The 14,038-nt window shown below is 59.5% G+C and carries 13 protein-coding genes; 6 read left to right on the top strand and 7 right to left on the bottom strand.

Annotation, left to right across the window (positions count from 1 at the left end; all coding sequences use genetic code 11):
* Positions 1 to 77: 77 nt before the first annotated feature.
* The 6 genes from ACVW0Y_RS21555 to miaE form a co-directional block, all read right to left on the bottom strand.
* Entirely contained in the window at positions 78 to 653 is a 576-nt protein-coding gene (locus tag ACVW0Y_RS21555; RefSeq protein WP_457441144.1) for a hypothetical protein, read from the bottom strand.
* A gap of 189 nt (positions 654 to 842) precedes the next feature.
* Entirely contained in the window at positions 843 to 2,375 is a 1,533-nt protein-coding gene (locus ACVW0Y_RS21560) for a DHA2 family efflux MFS transporter permease subunit (RefSeq protein ID WP_457441145.1), read from the bottom strand.
* 28 nt (positions 2,376 to 2,403) lie between these two features.
* Complete coding sequence (locus tag ACVW0Y_RS21565) at positions 2,404 to 3,591, bottom strand: HlyD family secretion protein (protein WP_457441146.1); 1,188 nt, start codon at positions 3,589 to 3,591, stop codon at positions 2,404 to 2,406.
* Positions 3,592 to 3,596: 5 nt separating this feature from the next.
* The gene (locus tag ACVW0Y_RS21570) at positions 3,597 to 5,078 is read right to left on the bottom strand and encodes an efflux transporter outer membrane subunit (RefSeq protein WP_457441147.1); all 1,482 of its coding nucleotides are present in this window, start codon (positions 5,076 to 5,078) and stop codon (positions 3,597 to 3,599) included.
* The gene (locus ACVW0Y_RS21575) at positions 5,075 to 5,545 is read right to left on the bottom strand and encodes a MarR family winged helix-turn-helix transcriptional regulator (RefSeq protein ID WP_457441148.1); all 471 of its coding nucleotides are present in this window, start codon (positions 5,543 to 5,545) and stop codon (positions 5,075 to 5,077) included. The genes ACVW0Y_RS21570 and ACVW0Y_RS21575 overlap by 4 nt, the downstream gene beginning before the upstream one ends.
* A gap of 166 nt (positions 5,546 to 5,711) precedes the next feature.
* Positions 5,712 to 6,323, bottom strand: a complete 612-nt coding sequence (gene miaE, locus ACVW0Y_RS21580) for a tRNA isopentenyl-2-thiomethyl-A-37 hydroxylase MiaE (protein ID WP_457441149.1) — start codon at positions 6,321 to 6,323, stop codon at positions 5,712 to 5,714.
* A gap of 159 nt (positions 6,324 to 6,482) precedes the next feature.
* Between miaE and ACVW0Y_RS21585 the strand changes: the two genes are divergently transcribed.
* Entirely contained in the window at positions 6,483 to 7,346 is an 864-nt protein-coding gene (locus tag ACVW0Y_RS21585) for a universal stress protein (protein ID WP_457441150.1), read from the top strand.
* A gap of 54 nt (positions 7,347 to 7,400) precedes the next feature.
* On the opposite strand, the gene ACVW0Y_RS21590 is transcribed toward ACVW0Y_RS21585, so the two are convergent.
* A complete protein-coding gene (locus ACVW0Y_RS21590) occupies positions 7,401 to 7,877 on the bottom strand; it encodes a DUF1289 domain-containing protein (RefSeq protein WP_457441151.1) in 477 nt (158 codons plus the stop codon).
* Between the two features lie 332 nt (positions 7,878 to 8,209).
* Between ACVW0Y_RS21590 and acnB the strand changes: the two genes are divergently transcribed.
* From acnB to ACVW0Y_RS21615, 5 genes are all read left to right on the top strand, one after another.
* A complete protein-coding gene (acnB, locus tag ACVW0Y_RS21595; RefSeq protein WP_457441159.1) occupies positions 8,210 to 10,819 on the top strand; it encodes a bifunctional aconitate hydratase 2/2-methylisocitrate dehydratase in 2,610 nt (869 codons plus the stop codon).
* A gap of 141 nt (positions 10,820 to 10,960) precedes the next feature.
* Positions 10,961 to 11,170, top strand: coding sequence for a YgdI/YgdR family lipoprotein (locus tag ACVW0Y_RS21600; RefSeq protein ID WP_457441152.1), 210 nt, complete (start codon positions 10,961 to 10,963; stop codon positions 11,168 to 11,170).
* 174 nt (positions 11,171 to 11,344) lie between these two features.
* A complete protein-coding gene (gene alaC / locus ACVW0Y_RS21605) occupies positions 11,345 to 12,568 on the top strand; it encodes an alanine transaminase (protein WP_457441153.1) in 1,224 nt (407 codons plus the stop codon).
* Between the two features lie 117 nt (positions 12,569 to 12,685).
* Positions 12,686 to 13,375 carry a polysaccharide lyase family 7 protein gene (locus ACVW0Y_RS21610; RefSeq protein ID WP_457441154.1) on the top strand — a complete coding sequence of 230 codons (690 nt, stop codon included), beginning with the start codon at positions 12,686 to 12,688 and terminating at the stop codon, positions 13,373 to 13,375.
* A gap of 86 nt (positions 13,376 to 13,461) precedes the next feature.
* On the top strand, positions 13,462 to 13,905 hold the full coding sequence (locus ACVW0Y_RS21615) for a thioesterase family protein (protein WP_457441155.1): 444 nt from the start codon (positions 13,462 to 13,464) through the stop codon (positions 13,903 to 13,905).
* Positions 13,906 to 14,038 lie beyond the last annotated feature (133 nt).

A 14,038-nucleotide genomic window follows, 5' to 3' on the forward strand; every position in this document is an offset into this window, starting at 1 on the left:
ACCGCCCACGGGGATTAATCGCGCCCAATAAAAACGGCAGCCCGCGGGCTGCCGTTTTTGTTTCCACAACCCGTCGCTTAGTGCGGGTATTTCTGGTGGAACAGAGCGATTTGTTTCTCCGGTTTTTTCTCTTCTTTCATCAGACCGTACACCACGCGCTCGCCTTTCGGGCCACCGCCGATTTCGGTGTAGCTGAAGGTTGGCTCGCCGGTTTTGTACATATCCATCATGTCGCCGTAACGGGCGAACACGTAGATGATGCCGTCTTTACGGATTTCACCGTAGAACGGGTTGCCCGGTACCAGGCTGACGTCGAGGAAACGCGCGGCAGCGATGTCTTTCAGTGGCAGGTTCTGGTCTTCGGCTTTCAGGCCAAGAATGATTGCGCGACCGAAGTTGTCTTTCTTGTCCAACGGCTTCAGCGCAGGCGCTTTGCCGGTTTGCACGAATTGCGTGAACACCGCGTAGTCGTCGAAAACATACACTTCGGTCTGGGTACGTACCTGATACCAATCAGTGTTGTTCAGCGCTACGTCCGGCGCTTTGCTGGCAGGCTTGGCGGGCGTCTGCGCGGTGCTTGCGCAGGCGCTGACAGCAGCGGCCAGCAAGGCAATGGCGACGGGTTTGATGTAACGCGACTTGGTAAACAACATGGCAACTCCTCTGAGGTAAACGCAGGCTTGCAAACTGCCCGAGTTCCGTGACGGAGGAATTAATTTTTGATGTACGAATGATGACAACTACGACAGGTCAGCGCGGTCCGGGTGGGAGGGGCTTTCGCCGCGAGCTTTTAAAATCAACAGCGTCGCGGCGAAAGCCCCTCCCACAAGACCGCAGCGTATTTAATGCCCGCCGCTGGCCTCCGGCCCGGCCTTGGCGGTAAACGGCGGCTTGGCCAGCCAGACGATCACGATCAGGGCCATAAACATCCAGCCCAACAGGGTGAAGTAATCAATGGTGGAAAGCATGTACGCCTGGCTGGTGACCATCTGATCCAACTGCGCATACGCCTGCGGGCTGGCCCCGCCGAGGTTGTGCAGCGCAGTTTGGCTAGCCGGGTCGTAGACGCTGATGCTCTCGGTCATATAGGCATGGTGCTGGTCGGCGCGGCGAATCCAGATCCAGGTGGTCAGCGAGGCGGCAAAGCTGCCGCCCAGGGTCCGCAGGAAAGTCGCCAGGCCGGAGCCATCGGCAATCTGCTGCGGCGGCAGGTCGGAGAGCAGGATGGTCAGGGTCGGCATAAAGAACAGCGCCACACCCACGCCCATAAACAGCTGCACCAGGGCGATATGCTGAAAGTCCACTTCAGTGGTAAAGCCGGCGCGCATAAAGCAGCTCATGCCCATCGCCAGAAACGCCAGGCCCGCCAGCACGCGCATATCGAAGCGCGGCGCGTACTTTCCTATAAACGGCGATAGCAGCACCGGCAACACCCCCAACGGTGCCGCGGCAAAGCCGGCCCAGGTAGCCGTGTAGCCCAGCCGGGTTTGCAGCCACTGCGGCAGAATCAGGTTGATGCCGAAAAAGGCCGCATAGCCCAACACCAGCACCAGCGTGCCATAACGGAAGTTGCGGTAGGCGAATAGCCGCAGGTTGACCACCGGGTGCGCGTCGGTCATTTCCCAGATGACAAAGAACGCCAACGCCACCACCGAAATGGCGGTACCGATGATGATGAAGGTGGATTCGAACCAATCGGCGTCATTGCCCTTGTCGAGCACGATCTGCAACGCACCTACGCCGACAATCAGCGCCAGTAGCCCGACGTAGTCCATCGGCTGCCGACTGGTCACAACCGGGCGATCCGCCAGCTGCTGGCGCACGACAAAAGCAGCGAACAGACCGATCGGCACATTGATAAAGAAGATCCACGGCCAGCTGTAGCTGTCGGTAATGGTGCCGCCCAGAATCGGTCCGGCAATCGGTGCCACCACCGTCACCATGGCCAGCAGGGCAATTGCCATTCCCCGTTTCGCCGGCGGATAGATCGCGATCAACAACGTCTGCGCCATCGGGTACAACGGCCCGGCCACAACCCCCTGCAATACGCGAAAGCCCACCAGTTCCGGCATTGAACGGGAGATACCGCAGAGAAACGAGGCCAGTACAAATAGCAGGGTGGCCCAGAGAAACAACTTCACCTCACCGAAACGCCGGCTCAGCCAGCCGGTTAGCGGCAGGGCAATGGCGTTGCTTACGGCAAACGAGGTGATCACCCAGGTGCCCTGCTCCGAGCTCACCCCGAGGTTGCCGGAGATGGTCGGCAGCGCCACGTTGGCGATAGTGGTGTCGAGCACCTGCATAAAGGTCGCCAGCGACAGGCCAATAGTGGCGAGCACCAGGCTGGGGGGCGTGAATGACGCTTTGGTATCCATGGCACATCCTGGGGGCGAGGCTCAGCACTTAACGCTGAGCGGTTTTGGCCACGGCACTGTTCTGTTCGATCAAGCGCTGGATCAGGGCGTCTGCCTGGGCCAGTTGCTGCTGATACACATCGGTTTCCAGGGTCGGCTTTTGCGGCGGTTTTTGCGCCAGCACCGGGCCGCTCTGGTCGTGCAGGTCGACATCCACCTGGGTCGACAGGCCGATGCGCAGCGGGTGCTTGCGCAGCTCTTCCGGATTGAGCACCACGCGCACCGGTACCCGCTGGACGATCTTGATCCAGTTGCCGGTGGCGTTCTGCGCCGGTAACAGGGCAAAGGCGCTGCCGGTACCGGCACCGAGGCTGTCGATGGTGCCGCTGAACATGACGTCATCGCCGTACAGGTCCGAGGTGACGTGCACCGCCTGGCCAATGCGTACATCGCGCAGTTGGGTTTCCTTGAAGTTGGCGTCGATCCACAGCTGATCCAAGGGAATCACCGCCATCAAGGCCGTGCCCGGCTGCACCCGCTGGCCCAGTTGCACGGTGCGCTTGGCAACGTAACCGGTCACCGGCGCAATCAGGGTGGTGCGGGCGTTTTCCAGATAGGCCTGACGCAGCTGAGCGGCGGCGGCCTGCACATCCGGATGGGAGGCGACGCTGGTGTCATCGACCAGGGCGTTACTGGTATTCAGGCGCTGCAACGCGTCGTTCAGCGAGCCTTGCGCGGCAGTCAGGTCGTCACGGGCGTGGGACAGTTCCTCTTGGGAAATGGCACCGCTGGCGGCCAGGGTTTTGCGCCTATTGAAGTTTTCCTGAGCCTTTTGCACCGCCGCTTTCTGCGCCACTACCTGGGCTTTCTGGCCATCGACATTGCTGTACAGGCCGCGAACCTGGCGCACCGTGCGGGCCAGATTGGCTTCGGCACTTTGCAGGCCGACCTCGGCATCATTGGGGTCGAACTTGAGCAGTACCTGGCCTTGCTGCACCAGGTCGCCATCGTCAGCACCGATGCTGATCACGGTACCGGTCACCAAGGGGCTGATGGATACCACGTTGCCATTTACATAGGCGTCGTCGGTGTCGACGCTAAAACGCCCGTACAGGTGATACCAGGCCCAAGTGCTGGTGCCAGCGAGCAGCACCAAAACCAGCAGGCCCAGCAACATGGTTCTGCGCTTGCCGGAAGTGGCGGTGGTTGGTGGTGAGTTTTCAGTAGAAGTAGCCATGGCAATTACCTTGTTTGTTCGGGCTGAGGGGCGGCGCTACTGGTTGGGGTGACTGCGGCGAGCTGTTCGCCTTGGTAACCGCCGCCGAGGGCCTGCATCAGTTGGATCGACAAATCGATCTGCTCGGCATTCAAGCTGGCGAGCTGGCGTTGCGACTGGAGCAATTGTTGTTCGATGCTCAGCACGTCCAGGTAGTTGCCTATACCTGAGCCAAAGCGCTGCACGGCAGTGGCGTACGACTGCTGAGAAACATCGGTGGCACGCTGCTGAGCCACGATCTGCTGGGCGATGGCATGCAGTTGGTTGATGGTGTCGCTGACCTCGTTAAGGGCTGCCACCAGGCTCTTGTTGTACTGGGCAACCGCCAGGTCATAGCCAGCATCGCGGCTGTCGAGGTCGGCGCGCAGCCGCCCGCCATCAAAGATCGGTAGCGAGACGGCCGGAGCAATATTGAAGAACCGGCTCGGCGCGCCAAACAGCGAATCCCCCAGCAGCGATTGGGTACCGGCGGCAGCTGTCAGGTTGAGATTGGGGTAGAACTGGGTTTTGCCCGCGACAATATCCTTGCTGGCCGCTTCCACCCGCCAGCGTGCCGCCACCAGGTCCGGGCGGCGGCCCAGCAAGTCAGCCGGCAAGGCCGATGGCAGCGCCACGGCGGCGGGTTGCAACACCGCCGGACGGGCAATTTCGTTGCCACGGTCCGGACCTTTGCCGAGCAATACGGCCATGGCCACCCGCGCGCTTTGCAGGCGTTTCTCGGCGTCGATCAGTTGTTCCTGCGAGCTGGCGGCCAGGCTTTCGGTCTGCTGGTACTGGTATTGGCTGTCGATGCCCGACTGCAGTCGGCGCTGGCCAAGTTCGAGCATTTCCTGGGTGCGCTTTACATCCTGTTGCGCCAGGTCGCAAACGATATAAGCCTGGCCCAGGTTGCTGTAGGCACGGGCGACGTCGGCGGCCAGGGTCAACGAGGCAGCCTGGCGGTCGACTTCGGCAGCGCGAGCCTGACCCAAGGCGGCCTCCCAGGCGGCACGCTCGCCGCCCCAGAGGTCGAAGCTGTAATTGAAGCCAAGTTGGGCGCTACGCAGGGTGCTGTAGGCACTGCCCTGGCCCAGCGGGTCCTGGTCACGGGCCAGACGGGAGCGGCTGACGCTGGCCTCGGCATCCACGCTGGACATCCGTGCAGCATCGGCAGCGGAAGCGGCAGCGCTGGCCTGGTGGGCACGGGCACTGGCGATCTGCATATCCGGGCTGTCACGCAGGGCTTCGCTGATCAAGCTATCGAGCTGGTTATCGCCGAGGCTTTTCCACCAGTCCCGCTGCGGCCAGGCGGCGGCCGACAGGGTCACGCCATTGAGGCTCTGCCCCGCTTGCAGGCTTTGTGCGTCCAGGCTGACGCCTTCGGTTTCAAGACCACTGAAGTTGGCGCAACCAGCCAGCAGTATGGCGGCCAGAACCAGGCTGAGCGGGGCTTTCAGAACGAACTTCATACGTCACCAAAACGCTCGAGGACGATGGTGTCCCCGGCTGCGAGCAGAATTTTTTTCAGCAGATCTTCGAGGGTTTGCAGTTCCGCCGGAGTGAGGGCACCGGTGAACTCATTGATGGCGGCGGCACCGATGGTCGGCAGCAGCGCGTTCAGCGCCTGCCCCTCTTCCGTGAGCGAAAGACGCACCTGACGGCGGTCGCTGTCACTGCGGCAACGGGTGATCAGCTTCTTCTGTTCCAGACGGTCGAGCATGCGGGTCATCGAGCCGCTGTCCAGGGACAGGTGGCGGCATAACTCAGCCGGAGTGTCGTAGCCCTGCAGGATGATCATCAGCACCTTGAACTGCGCGGCGGTCACGCCGTGGGGTGACAAATAGCTGTCCAGAATGCGGTCTTTAAGCAAAGCAGCACGCCCCACCAGCAGACCGATGCGGATGTATTCGAAATTTTCGGGGGTGTAATGGGTCATGGAAATCACCGATAGCTGCCTAGGCAGGTAGTGGCGTCCAATTTACTGCCTAGGCAGCTAAAGTCAACGAAAATGCCTAGGCTGCTATAGGTTTTTTCGGATATGTATGATCGAGCCGCCCGATAGATGTCAGGCAGAGGCTGTTTTTTGCGTGGGAAATTAGGCGTCAGATAACGGCGGGAACGCCGCTGTGGAAGCGGAAATCGGCATCGGGGCTTTCGATCAGCTCCCGTTCCTTCTCAGCGATTTCAACGATCTTTTTCTGGATATCCGCTTCGTCGCCGTACTGGTAAGCGAGCTTGAGGTAATCCTGGAAATGTCGCGCTTCAGACTTCAGCAAGCTGCTGTAGAACTTGCCCAGCTCTTCGTCCAGATGCGGTGCCAGGGCCGCAAAGCGCTCGCAGGAGCGCGCTTCAACAATTGCGCCAACCAGCAGCGAGTCGGTCAGGCGGTAGGGTTCATGGTTGCGGACCAGCTTGCGCAAGGCCCCGGCATAGCGTGCCGAACCCACGTTGAACCACGGCATACCGCGCTTCTTCATCAAGCCCAGCACTTGCTCGAAATGGCGCAACTCTTCACGAGCCAGGCGCGACATCTTGTTTTGCAGATCCAGCTTGTTGCTGTACTGGAACATGAACTGAAAGGCCGAGCCGGCGGCTTTCTTTTCATTGTTGGCATGGTCGATCAACAGGATATCGAGGTTGTTCAGCGCCGCTTGCACCCAGCTGGCGGGGGTTGGGCAAAGCAGAAAGGCATCGATTTCGGGAAGAACAGGCATAAATCACGGCTGGGCTATGGGGGCAGGCGCGGGATTATACGGCGCTGTTCGGCCTTTCGCGCGGGGTAAAGCGTTGATCTGCATCACCAAGCGCAGCGGTGGACTAAAACTATAGTGAGGCCGCACGCTAATGCCGTCTGGATATCGAGGGATACGACCATGCAAGCCGTTCGCAGCATTCTGGTGATCATTGAGCCCGAACACCCCGAAGGGTACGCGCTGAAGCGCGCCAAGCTGATCGCCGGGGTCACCCAATCGCACCTGCACCTGTTGGTGTGCGACAAGAAACACGACCACTCGGGCTTGCTGGAGGTTCTGAGCAACGCCTTGCGTCTGGACGGCTATAGCGTATCCAGCCAGCAGACCTGGTTTGAAAACCTGCATAAAACCATCATCAGTGTGCAACAAGCCGAGGGCTGTGGCCTGGTGATCAAGGATCACCGTCCGGACAACCCACTGAAAAAAGCCCTGCTGACCCCCGAAGACTGGAAACTTCTGCGCTATTCGCCTTGCCCGGTGCTAATGGTGAAAACCGAACGCCCTTGGGCCGACGGCGTAATTCTGGCCGCCGTGGATGTCGGTAATTCCGACGGCGAACACCGCACCCTGCACTCCAGCATCATCAACCACGCCTATGAGATCGCCGGGCTGGCCAAGGCCCGCCTGCATGTCATCAATGCCCACCCCTCGCCCATGCTCGCCTCGGCCGACCCGGTGTTCCAATTGCGCGAAACCATCGAAGCGCGCTACCGCGAGCAGTGCAAAACCTTTCAGGACGACTACGGCATCAGCGACGAACAGTTGCATATCGTCGAAGGGCCGGCAGACGTGCTGATTCCTTTCACCGCGAAAAAACTCGGTGCCGTCGTTACCGTAATGGGCACCGTGGCCCGCACCGGCTTTTCCGGCGCACTGCTAGGCAATACCGCCGAAATCGTGCTGGATGTCTTGGAAAGTGATGTGTTGGTGCTCAAGCCAGACAGCGTGATCGCCCATCTGGAAGAGTTGGTGGCGCAACGCTGAGGTTCCGCGGCGCTCAGCCCGAAAAAACCGCCTCTCTGGGCGGTTTTTTTCGGCTTATACCCGGCTTTCCATGCCCTCGCGGAGAAAGCGCGGGGCGATGTAGCGGTCGTAATGGGCTTCGGAGAGTAAAAAAAATTCACGGTCGATGGCGTCGCGCAGCTCGGGCAGCGACCAGTCGCGAAACTCCGGCAGCAGCACCATGCCGTAGGCATCCAGCTGATTGATCACCCGCGCTCCACGGGCAATCAATTGATAGGCCCAGCAGTATTCCGACTGTTCCGGAACGAAGCGAATCTGCCGTTGTTCGAGCTGCTGGCGTAAACGGGAAGGGTCGAAGACGTCGACCTTGGCCGCCATTACCTGCACCAGAAGAATTTCCAGGCGCAGCCAGACGGCGCGTTTTTCCTCATCGTTATAGAGGTTCCAGTTCACTACCTCATGGTGAAAACGCTTGCAGCCGCGACAGACCAGATCCCCGTAAACGGTGGAACACAGGCCAACGCAGGGCGTTTTGATGCGGTGATTGGACATAAGCAGGCGATTACAGGGCAACAGGAACAGGCCGGCATCTTAGCCCTTTGTCTAAGTAGGGTCACCCCGGCGGATGTAGGGCTTTGTCTTACCTTTACTGTGCTTTTCCAGTAGAATCGCCGGGCCATTCTTAGGCGTGATGTCCGTTAGAAGCTGTTTTCAAAGCGTCACGAGCACAGTTAATCCCGCAGGAACGCAGTTGGCTGGGTTACCACGATTCACCGGTAGTCCAGCCAGCCCTCATCAAAACGTCCTGCAGGCGTAAAACTTTGAAAGCAGCTTCTGGATGCGTCCCGGACAACCCTATGGGACCACTGATGAGGGTAATAACTGTGCTTGAAGCCTATCGCAAACACATTGCAGAGCGTGCAGCTCAGGGCATCGTGCCCCAGCCGCTAAACGCCGAACAAACTGCTGGCCTGGTTGATCTGTTGAAAAACCCACCAGCAGGCGAGGAAGAATTCCTCGTTGACCTGATCACCAATCGCGTACCGCCAGGCGTGGACGAAGCAGCCTACGTCAAGGCCAGTTTCCTCTCCGCTGTCGCCAAAGGCGAAGCCACTTCCCCGCTGATCAGCAAGCAACGCGCCGTTGAACTGCTGGGCACCATGCAAGGCGGTTACAACATCGCGACTATGGTCGAGCTGTTGGACAACGCCGAACTGGCCGCTACCGCTGCCGAACAACTCAAGCACACGCTGTTGATGTTCGATGCGTTCCACGACGTAGCCGAGAAAGCCAAGAACGGCAACGCTGCCGCTCAAGGCGTGCTGCAATCCTGGGCTGACGGCGAGTGGTTCAAGAAGCGCCCGACCCTGGCCGACAAGATCAGCCTGCGTGTCTTCAAGGTAACCGGCGAAACCAACACCGACGACCTGTCCCCGGCACCAGACGCCTGGTCCCGTCCGGATATCCCGCTGCACGCCCTGGCCATGCTGAAAATGGCCCGTGACGGCATCGTTCCTGACGTGCAAGGCGCCATCGGCCCGATGAAGCAGATCGAAACCATGCGCGGCGAAGGCTTCCCTATCGCCTACGTTGGCGACGTGGTTGGTACCGGCTCCTCGCGTAAATCCGCCACCAACTCGGTGCTGTGGTTCTTCGGCGACGACATTCCGTACGTACCGAACAAGCGTGGCGGTGGTTTCTGCTTCGGCTCGAAAATCGCTCCGATCTTCTACAACACCATGGAAGATGCCGGCGCTCTGCCAATCGAGTTCGACGTATCGAACATGCACATGGGCGACGTGATCGACCTGTACCCGCACGCTGGCAAAGTCTGCAAGCACGGTACCGATGAAGTCATCACCTCCTTCGAACTGAAAACCCCGGTTCTGCTCGACGAAGTTCGCGCCGGCGGCCGTATTCCGCTGATCGTCGGCCGTGGCCTGACCGAGAAAGCTCGCGCCGAGCTGGGCCTGGGCCCAACCGATCTGTTCAAGCTGCCTGAAGCACCGGTCGACACTGGCAAGGGCTTTACCCTGGCCCAGAAGATGGTCGGCAAGGCCTGCGGTCTGCCGGTTGGCAAGGGCATTCGTCCTGGCACCTACTGCGAACCGAAAATGACCACCGTCGGCTCTCAGGACACCACCGGTCCAATGACCCGTGACGAACTGAAAGACCTGGCCTGCCTGGGCTTCTCGGCTGACCTGGTAATGCAGTCGTTCTGCCACACCGCGGCCTACCCGAAACCTATCGACGTCACCACCCACCACACCCTGCCGGATTTCATCCGCACCCGTGGCGGCGTGTCCCTGCGTCCTGGCGACGGCATCATTCACAGCTGGCTGAACCGCATGCTGCTGCCGGACACCGTCGGCACCGGCGGTGACTCGCACACCCGCTTCCCGATCGGTATCTCCTTCCCGGCCGGTTCCGGCCTGGTCGCCTTCGCCGCAGCCACTGGTGTAATGCCACTGGACATGCCGGAATCGGTACTGGTGCGCTTCAAGGGCAAACTGCAACCAGGCATCACCCTGCGTGACCTGGTGCACGCCATCCCTTACTACGGCATCAAAAACGGCCTGCTGACCGTTGAGAAGAAGGGCAAGATCAACGCCTTCTCCGGCCGCATCCTGGAAATCGAAGGTCTGGACGAGCTGACTGTTGAACAGGCTTTCGAACTGTCCGACGCCTCGGCCGAGCGCTCCGCTGCTGGTTGCACCATCAAGCTGCCGGAAAAAGCCATTGCCGAATACCTGACCTCGAACATCACCCTGCTGCGCTGGATGATCAGCGAAGGCTATGGCGATGCTCGTACCATGGAACGTCGCGCTCAAGCGATGGAAGCCTGGCTGGCCAACCCGGAACTGCTGTCTGCCGACGCAGATGCCGAGTACGCCGAAGTCATCGAAATCGACCTGGCCGACATCAAAGAGCCTGTGCTCTGCGCGCCGAACGATCCGGACGATGCCCGTCTGCTCTCCACCGTTCAGGGCGAGAAGATCGACGAAGTGTTCATCGGTTCGTGCATGACCAACATCGGCCACTTCCGCGCTGCCGGTAAGTTGCTGGACAAGGTCAAAGGTTCGATCCCGACTCGTCTGTGGCTGTCGCCGCCGACCAAGATGGACGCCCACCAGCTCACCGAAGAAGGCTACTACGGCATCTACGGCAAGGCTGGCGCGCGCATGGAAATGCCGGGCTGCTCGCTGTGCATGGGTAACCAGGCACGCGTAGCGGCGAATTCGACTGTTGTGTCGACTTCGACCCGTAACTTCCCGAACCGTCTGGGCGATGGTGCCAACGTGTATCTGGCATCCGCTGAACTGGCCGCGGTAGCGTCCATCCTCGGCAAGCTGCCAACCGTTGCCGAGTACATGGAATACGCGGCAAGCATCGACAGCATGGCTGCCGACGTGTACCGCTACCTGAGCTTCGACCAGATCGCGGAATTCCGTGACGCTGCGGCGAACGCACAGATTCCGGTCGTTCAAGCGTAACGAAACACCGCTTCAAAAAGAGCCCCGCCTTTGTGCGGGGCTTTTTTATGGGCGCGCTGGCGAGACGCCCCGCCCCTGCTAGGGTAAACACGTGGCGCGCCCTCTTGCGATGCCCTTATTTGCCACTCGGGAGTACACCCTATGAAGCACTGGATTCTTGCCGCTTTTTTCCTACTCAGCCTCGCCGGCTGCTCCAGCGAATACATCATCACCACCACCGACGGCCAGATGCTCACCAGCGAAGGCAAACCGGATCTGGACGAAGACACCGGCATGCTCGAGTTCGAGGATAGCGAAGGCCGCAAGCAGCAAATCCCGCAGTCCTCGGTAAAGCAGATGCTTGAACGCTAACCGTGTGACTTGATGAAAATCCCGCAGCGGCGGGATTCGTTATCCAGTACAGACAGTTGAAATTTCTGCTCTCCCCCTCGACAAGCGCAACGGCCGCACTTATCTTCGCCACTGGCCAGCACACTGGCCAACGTCGCTCGGACGGTTCCGGGCGCTTACGTCCTCGAGGAACACATGGCTGACCAAGCTCCGCGCCGTTTTGCGCGCATCGATCGTCTCCCCCCTTATGTTTTCAATATCACCGCTGAACTGAAGATGGCCGCGCGTCGTCGCGGTGAAGACATCATCGACCTGAGCATGGGCAACCCCGATGGTGCCACGCCGCCCCATATCGTGGAAAAGCTGGTGCAGGTTGCGCAACGTGAAGATACCCACGGCTACTCGACCTCCCGTGGCATTCCACGCCTGCGTCGGGCGATTTCGCGTTGGTATAAGGATCGCTATCAGGTTGAGATCGATCCTGAAAACGAAGCAATCGTCACCATCGGTTCGAAGGAAGGCCTGGCGCATCTGATGCTGGCCACCCTGGACCAAGGCGACACGGTACTGGTGCCCAACCCCAGCTATCCCATTCATATCTATGGTGCGGTGATCGCCGGCGCGCAGGTGCGCTCGGTGCCACTGGTGCCCGGTGTCGACTTCTTTGCTGAAGTGGAGCGCGCGATCCGCGAAAGCATCCCGAAACCGAAGATGCTGATCATCGGCTTCCCCTCCAACCCCACCGCCCAATGCGTGGAACTAGACTTCTTCGAGCGCATCATCGCCCTGGCCAAGCAGTACAACGTGCTGGTGGTCCACGACCTGGCATACGCCGACATCGTCTACGATGGCTGGAAGGCACCTTCAATCATGCAAGTGCCGGGCGCCAAAGATATTGCGGTGGAGTTTTTCACCCTGTCCAAGAGCTACAACATGGCGGGTTGGCGAATTGGTTTTATGGTCGGCAACCCGGAGTTGGTGAACGCCCTGGCGCGGATCAAGAGCTATCACGACTACGGCACCTTCACCCCACTGCAAGTTGCTGCCATTGCAGCACTGGAAGGCGATCAGACTTGCGTCCATGAGATCACCGCCAACTATCAGCAGCGCCGCGATGTATTGGTGAAAGGCCTGCATGAGGCCGGCTGGATGGTCGAGAACCCGAAAGCGTCGATGTACGTGTGGGCCAAGATTCCGGCACCCTACGCAAAGTTGGGCTCGCTGGAGTTTGCCAAGAAGCTGCTGGCTGAGGCGAAGGTCTGTGTTTCACCAGGCCTCGGGTTTGGTGATTACGGCGATGATCATGTGCGCTTTGCCCTGATCGAAAACCAGGATCGTATTCGTCAGGCGGTTCGCGGCATAAAAGCCATGTTCCGTGCCGACGGCTTGTTAGCTAAAGGCAAAGGCGACGCCCTATAGGCCTTCTAGAGCGGCCGCCGTTGGATCAACGGCGGCCCCACTCATCCACTAGCGCTGAACTTGTCATGCCCAGGGTTACCGAACGGGTGCTTTTCTCTCCCGTACAAGGCCCTCCTGATGCTTGATCTCACCACTTGGAACCTCACGATCCCGGCCCACGGCTCCGCCACCGCCATCGACACGGCCCGCCTCAACAACGGCTACCAAAGCCAATACTTCCGCCGCCACTCCGATGGCAGCGTGACCTTCTGGGTACCGGTAACGGGCACCACCACAGAAGATGCTCACTATCCCCGCACCGAGCTACGAGAAACACAAACGGATGGCACATTGAGCTATTGGCCGTACCAGACGGCGGACAGCTACCTGAGCGCCGTGCTGACGGTCAGCCAGGTGCCGAGCAAAGGCAAAATCATCATTGGCCAGATCCAAAGCGACGACCAACCAGGCAGTCAGAATGATCCGTTACTCAAACTGCAGTACCACTACCTGCGAGGCGTAGGACGCCTCGAAGCGCTTCTGCGAAAACGCCCAGGCGACCGCGCAGTACAGAACATCCTGCTAGCTGAGAACGTGCAACTGAACGAGCGATTCAGCTATGACCTACGCCTGACGCCAACCGGCAAGCTAGGCATCCGAGTGCAAAGCGGCGATGGTGATGCCGGCTCGTACTACCGCCAACTGAGCGGCTATTGGGGCAAGCAGAGTTTTTACTTCAAAGCCGGCGCCTATATTCAGGACAATTACGGCCCGGACAACGAAGGCGGCCGAGTGACCTTTTACTGGCTTAATAGCGTTCATCGATAAGGGCTGATTTAGCCTAGACGGCGCGCCCCTTTGGCGTTGCGAGCCCGTAAAATGCCCTCACTTCCGCCAATGTTATAGAGACTGAAATGGCCCGCCTGCAGCTGCAATTTCCTGAAAACCAATTTTGCTACAGCACCCACCTCACCGTGCGCGTCACCGACATCAACGCCGGTAATCACCTGGGCAACGACTCGATGATCTCGATGATCTCCGAGGCGCGCGCACGCTTTCTGTTCGACTTTGGCATTCATGAAACCGACGGCACGGGCCTCGGCATTATCGTCACCGACCTGGCCACAACATACAGAGCCGAAGCCCATGCACGGGACCAGTTGCTGTTTGAGGTTGGAGTAATGGACTTCAACAAGTATGGCGGCGACATCACCTTCCGCATTACCCGGCCCGCCGACAACAACTTGATTGCCATGGCCAAATCGGGTTTCGTGTTTTTCGACTACAGCGTGTCAAAGGTGGTGCCAATGCCGGAAGACTTCTTCGGGAAATTCAGCAAGGTTAACTGGCTGAACTAAGCCTTCTCGCTCTGCACCAAGCGCTTCCCGCGCCTGGTGTGTGCCGGCGCTAACTTTTTCGCGGACAAAAACAAACCCCCTACCCGTTTTCACGGATAGGGGGTTTGGAATTTAAGCTTGACGATGACCTACT

This window comes from Pseudomonas sp. TE3786 (assembly GCF_054057335.1).

What these genes read in the sequence shown, in the direction of transcription:
- ACVW0Y_RS21555 (WP_457441144.1), bottom strand. Translation starts at nt 653, where the DNA reads ATGTTGTTTACCAAGTCGCGTTACATCAAACCCGTCGCCATTGCCTTG.
- ACVW0Y_RS21560 (WP_457441145.1), bottom strand. Translation starts at nt 2,375, where the DNA reads ATGGATACCAAAGCGTCATTCACGCCCCCCAGCCTGGTGCTCGCCACT.
- ACVW0Y_RS21565 (WP_457441146.1), bottom strand. Translation starts at nt 3,591, where the DNA reads ATGGCTACTTCTACTGAAAACTCACCACCAACCACCGCCACTTCCGGC.
- ACVW0Y_RS21570 (WP_457441147.1), bottom strand. Translation starts at nt 5,078, where the DNA reads ATGAAGTTCGTTCTGAAAGCCCCGCTCAGCCTGGTTCTGGCCGCCATA.
- ACVW0Y_RS21575 (WP_457441148.1), bottom strand. Translation starts at nt 5,545, where the DNA reads ATGACCCATTACACCCCCGAAAATTTCGAATACATCCGCATCGGTCTG.
- miaE (WP_457441149.1), bottom strand. Translation starts at nt 6,323, where the DNA reads ATGCCTGTTCTTCCCGAAATCGATGCCTTTCTGCTTTGCCCAACCCCC.
- ACVW0Y_RS21585 (WP_457441150.1), top strand. Translation starts at nt 6,483, where the DNA reads ATGCAAGCCGTTCGCAGCATTCTGGTGATCATTGAGCCCGAACACCCC.
- ACVW0Y_RS21590 (WP_457441151.1), bottom strand. Translation starts at nt 7,877, where the DNA reads ATGTCCAATCACCGCATCAAAACGCCCTGCGTTGGCCTGTGTTCCACC.
- ACVW0Y_RS21600 (WP_457441152.1), top strand. Translation starts at nt 10,961, where the DNA reads ATGAAGCACTGGATTCTTGCCGCTTTTTTCCTACTCAGCCTCGCCGGC.
- alaC (WP_457441153.1), top strand. Translation starts at nt 11,345, where the DNA reads ATGGCTGACCAAGCTCCGCGCCGTTTTGCGCGCATCGATCGTCTCCCC.
- ACVW0Y_RS21610 (WP_457441154.1), top strand. Translation starts at nt 12,686, where the DNA reads ATGCTTGATCTCACCACTTGGAACCTCACGATCCCGGCCCACGGCTCC.
- ACVW0Y_RS21615 (WP_457441155.1), top strand. Translation starts at nt 13,462, where the DNA reads ATGGCCCGCCTGCAGCTGCAATTTCCTGAAAACCAATTTTGCTACAGC.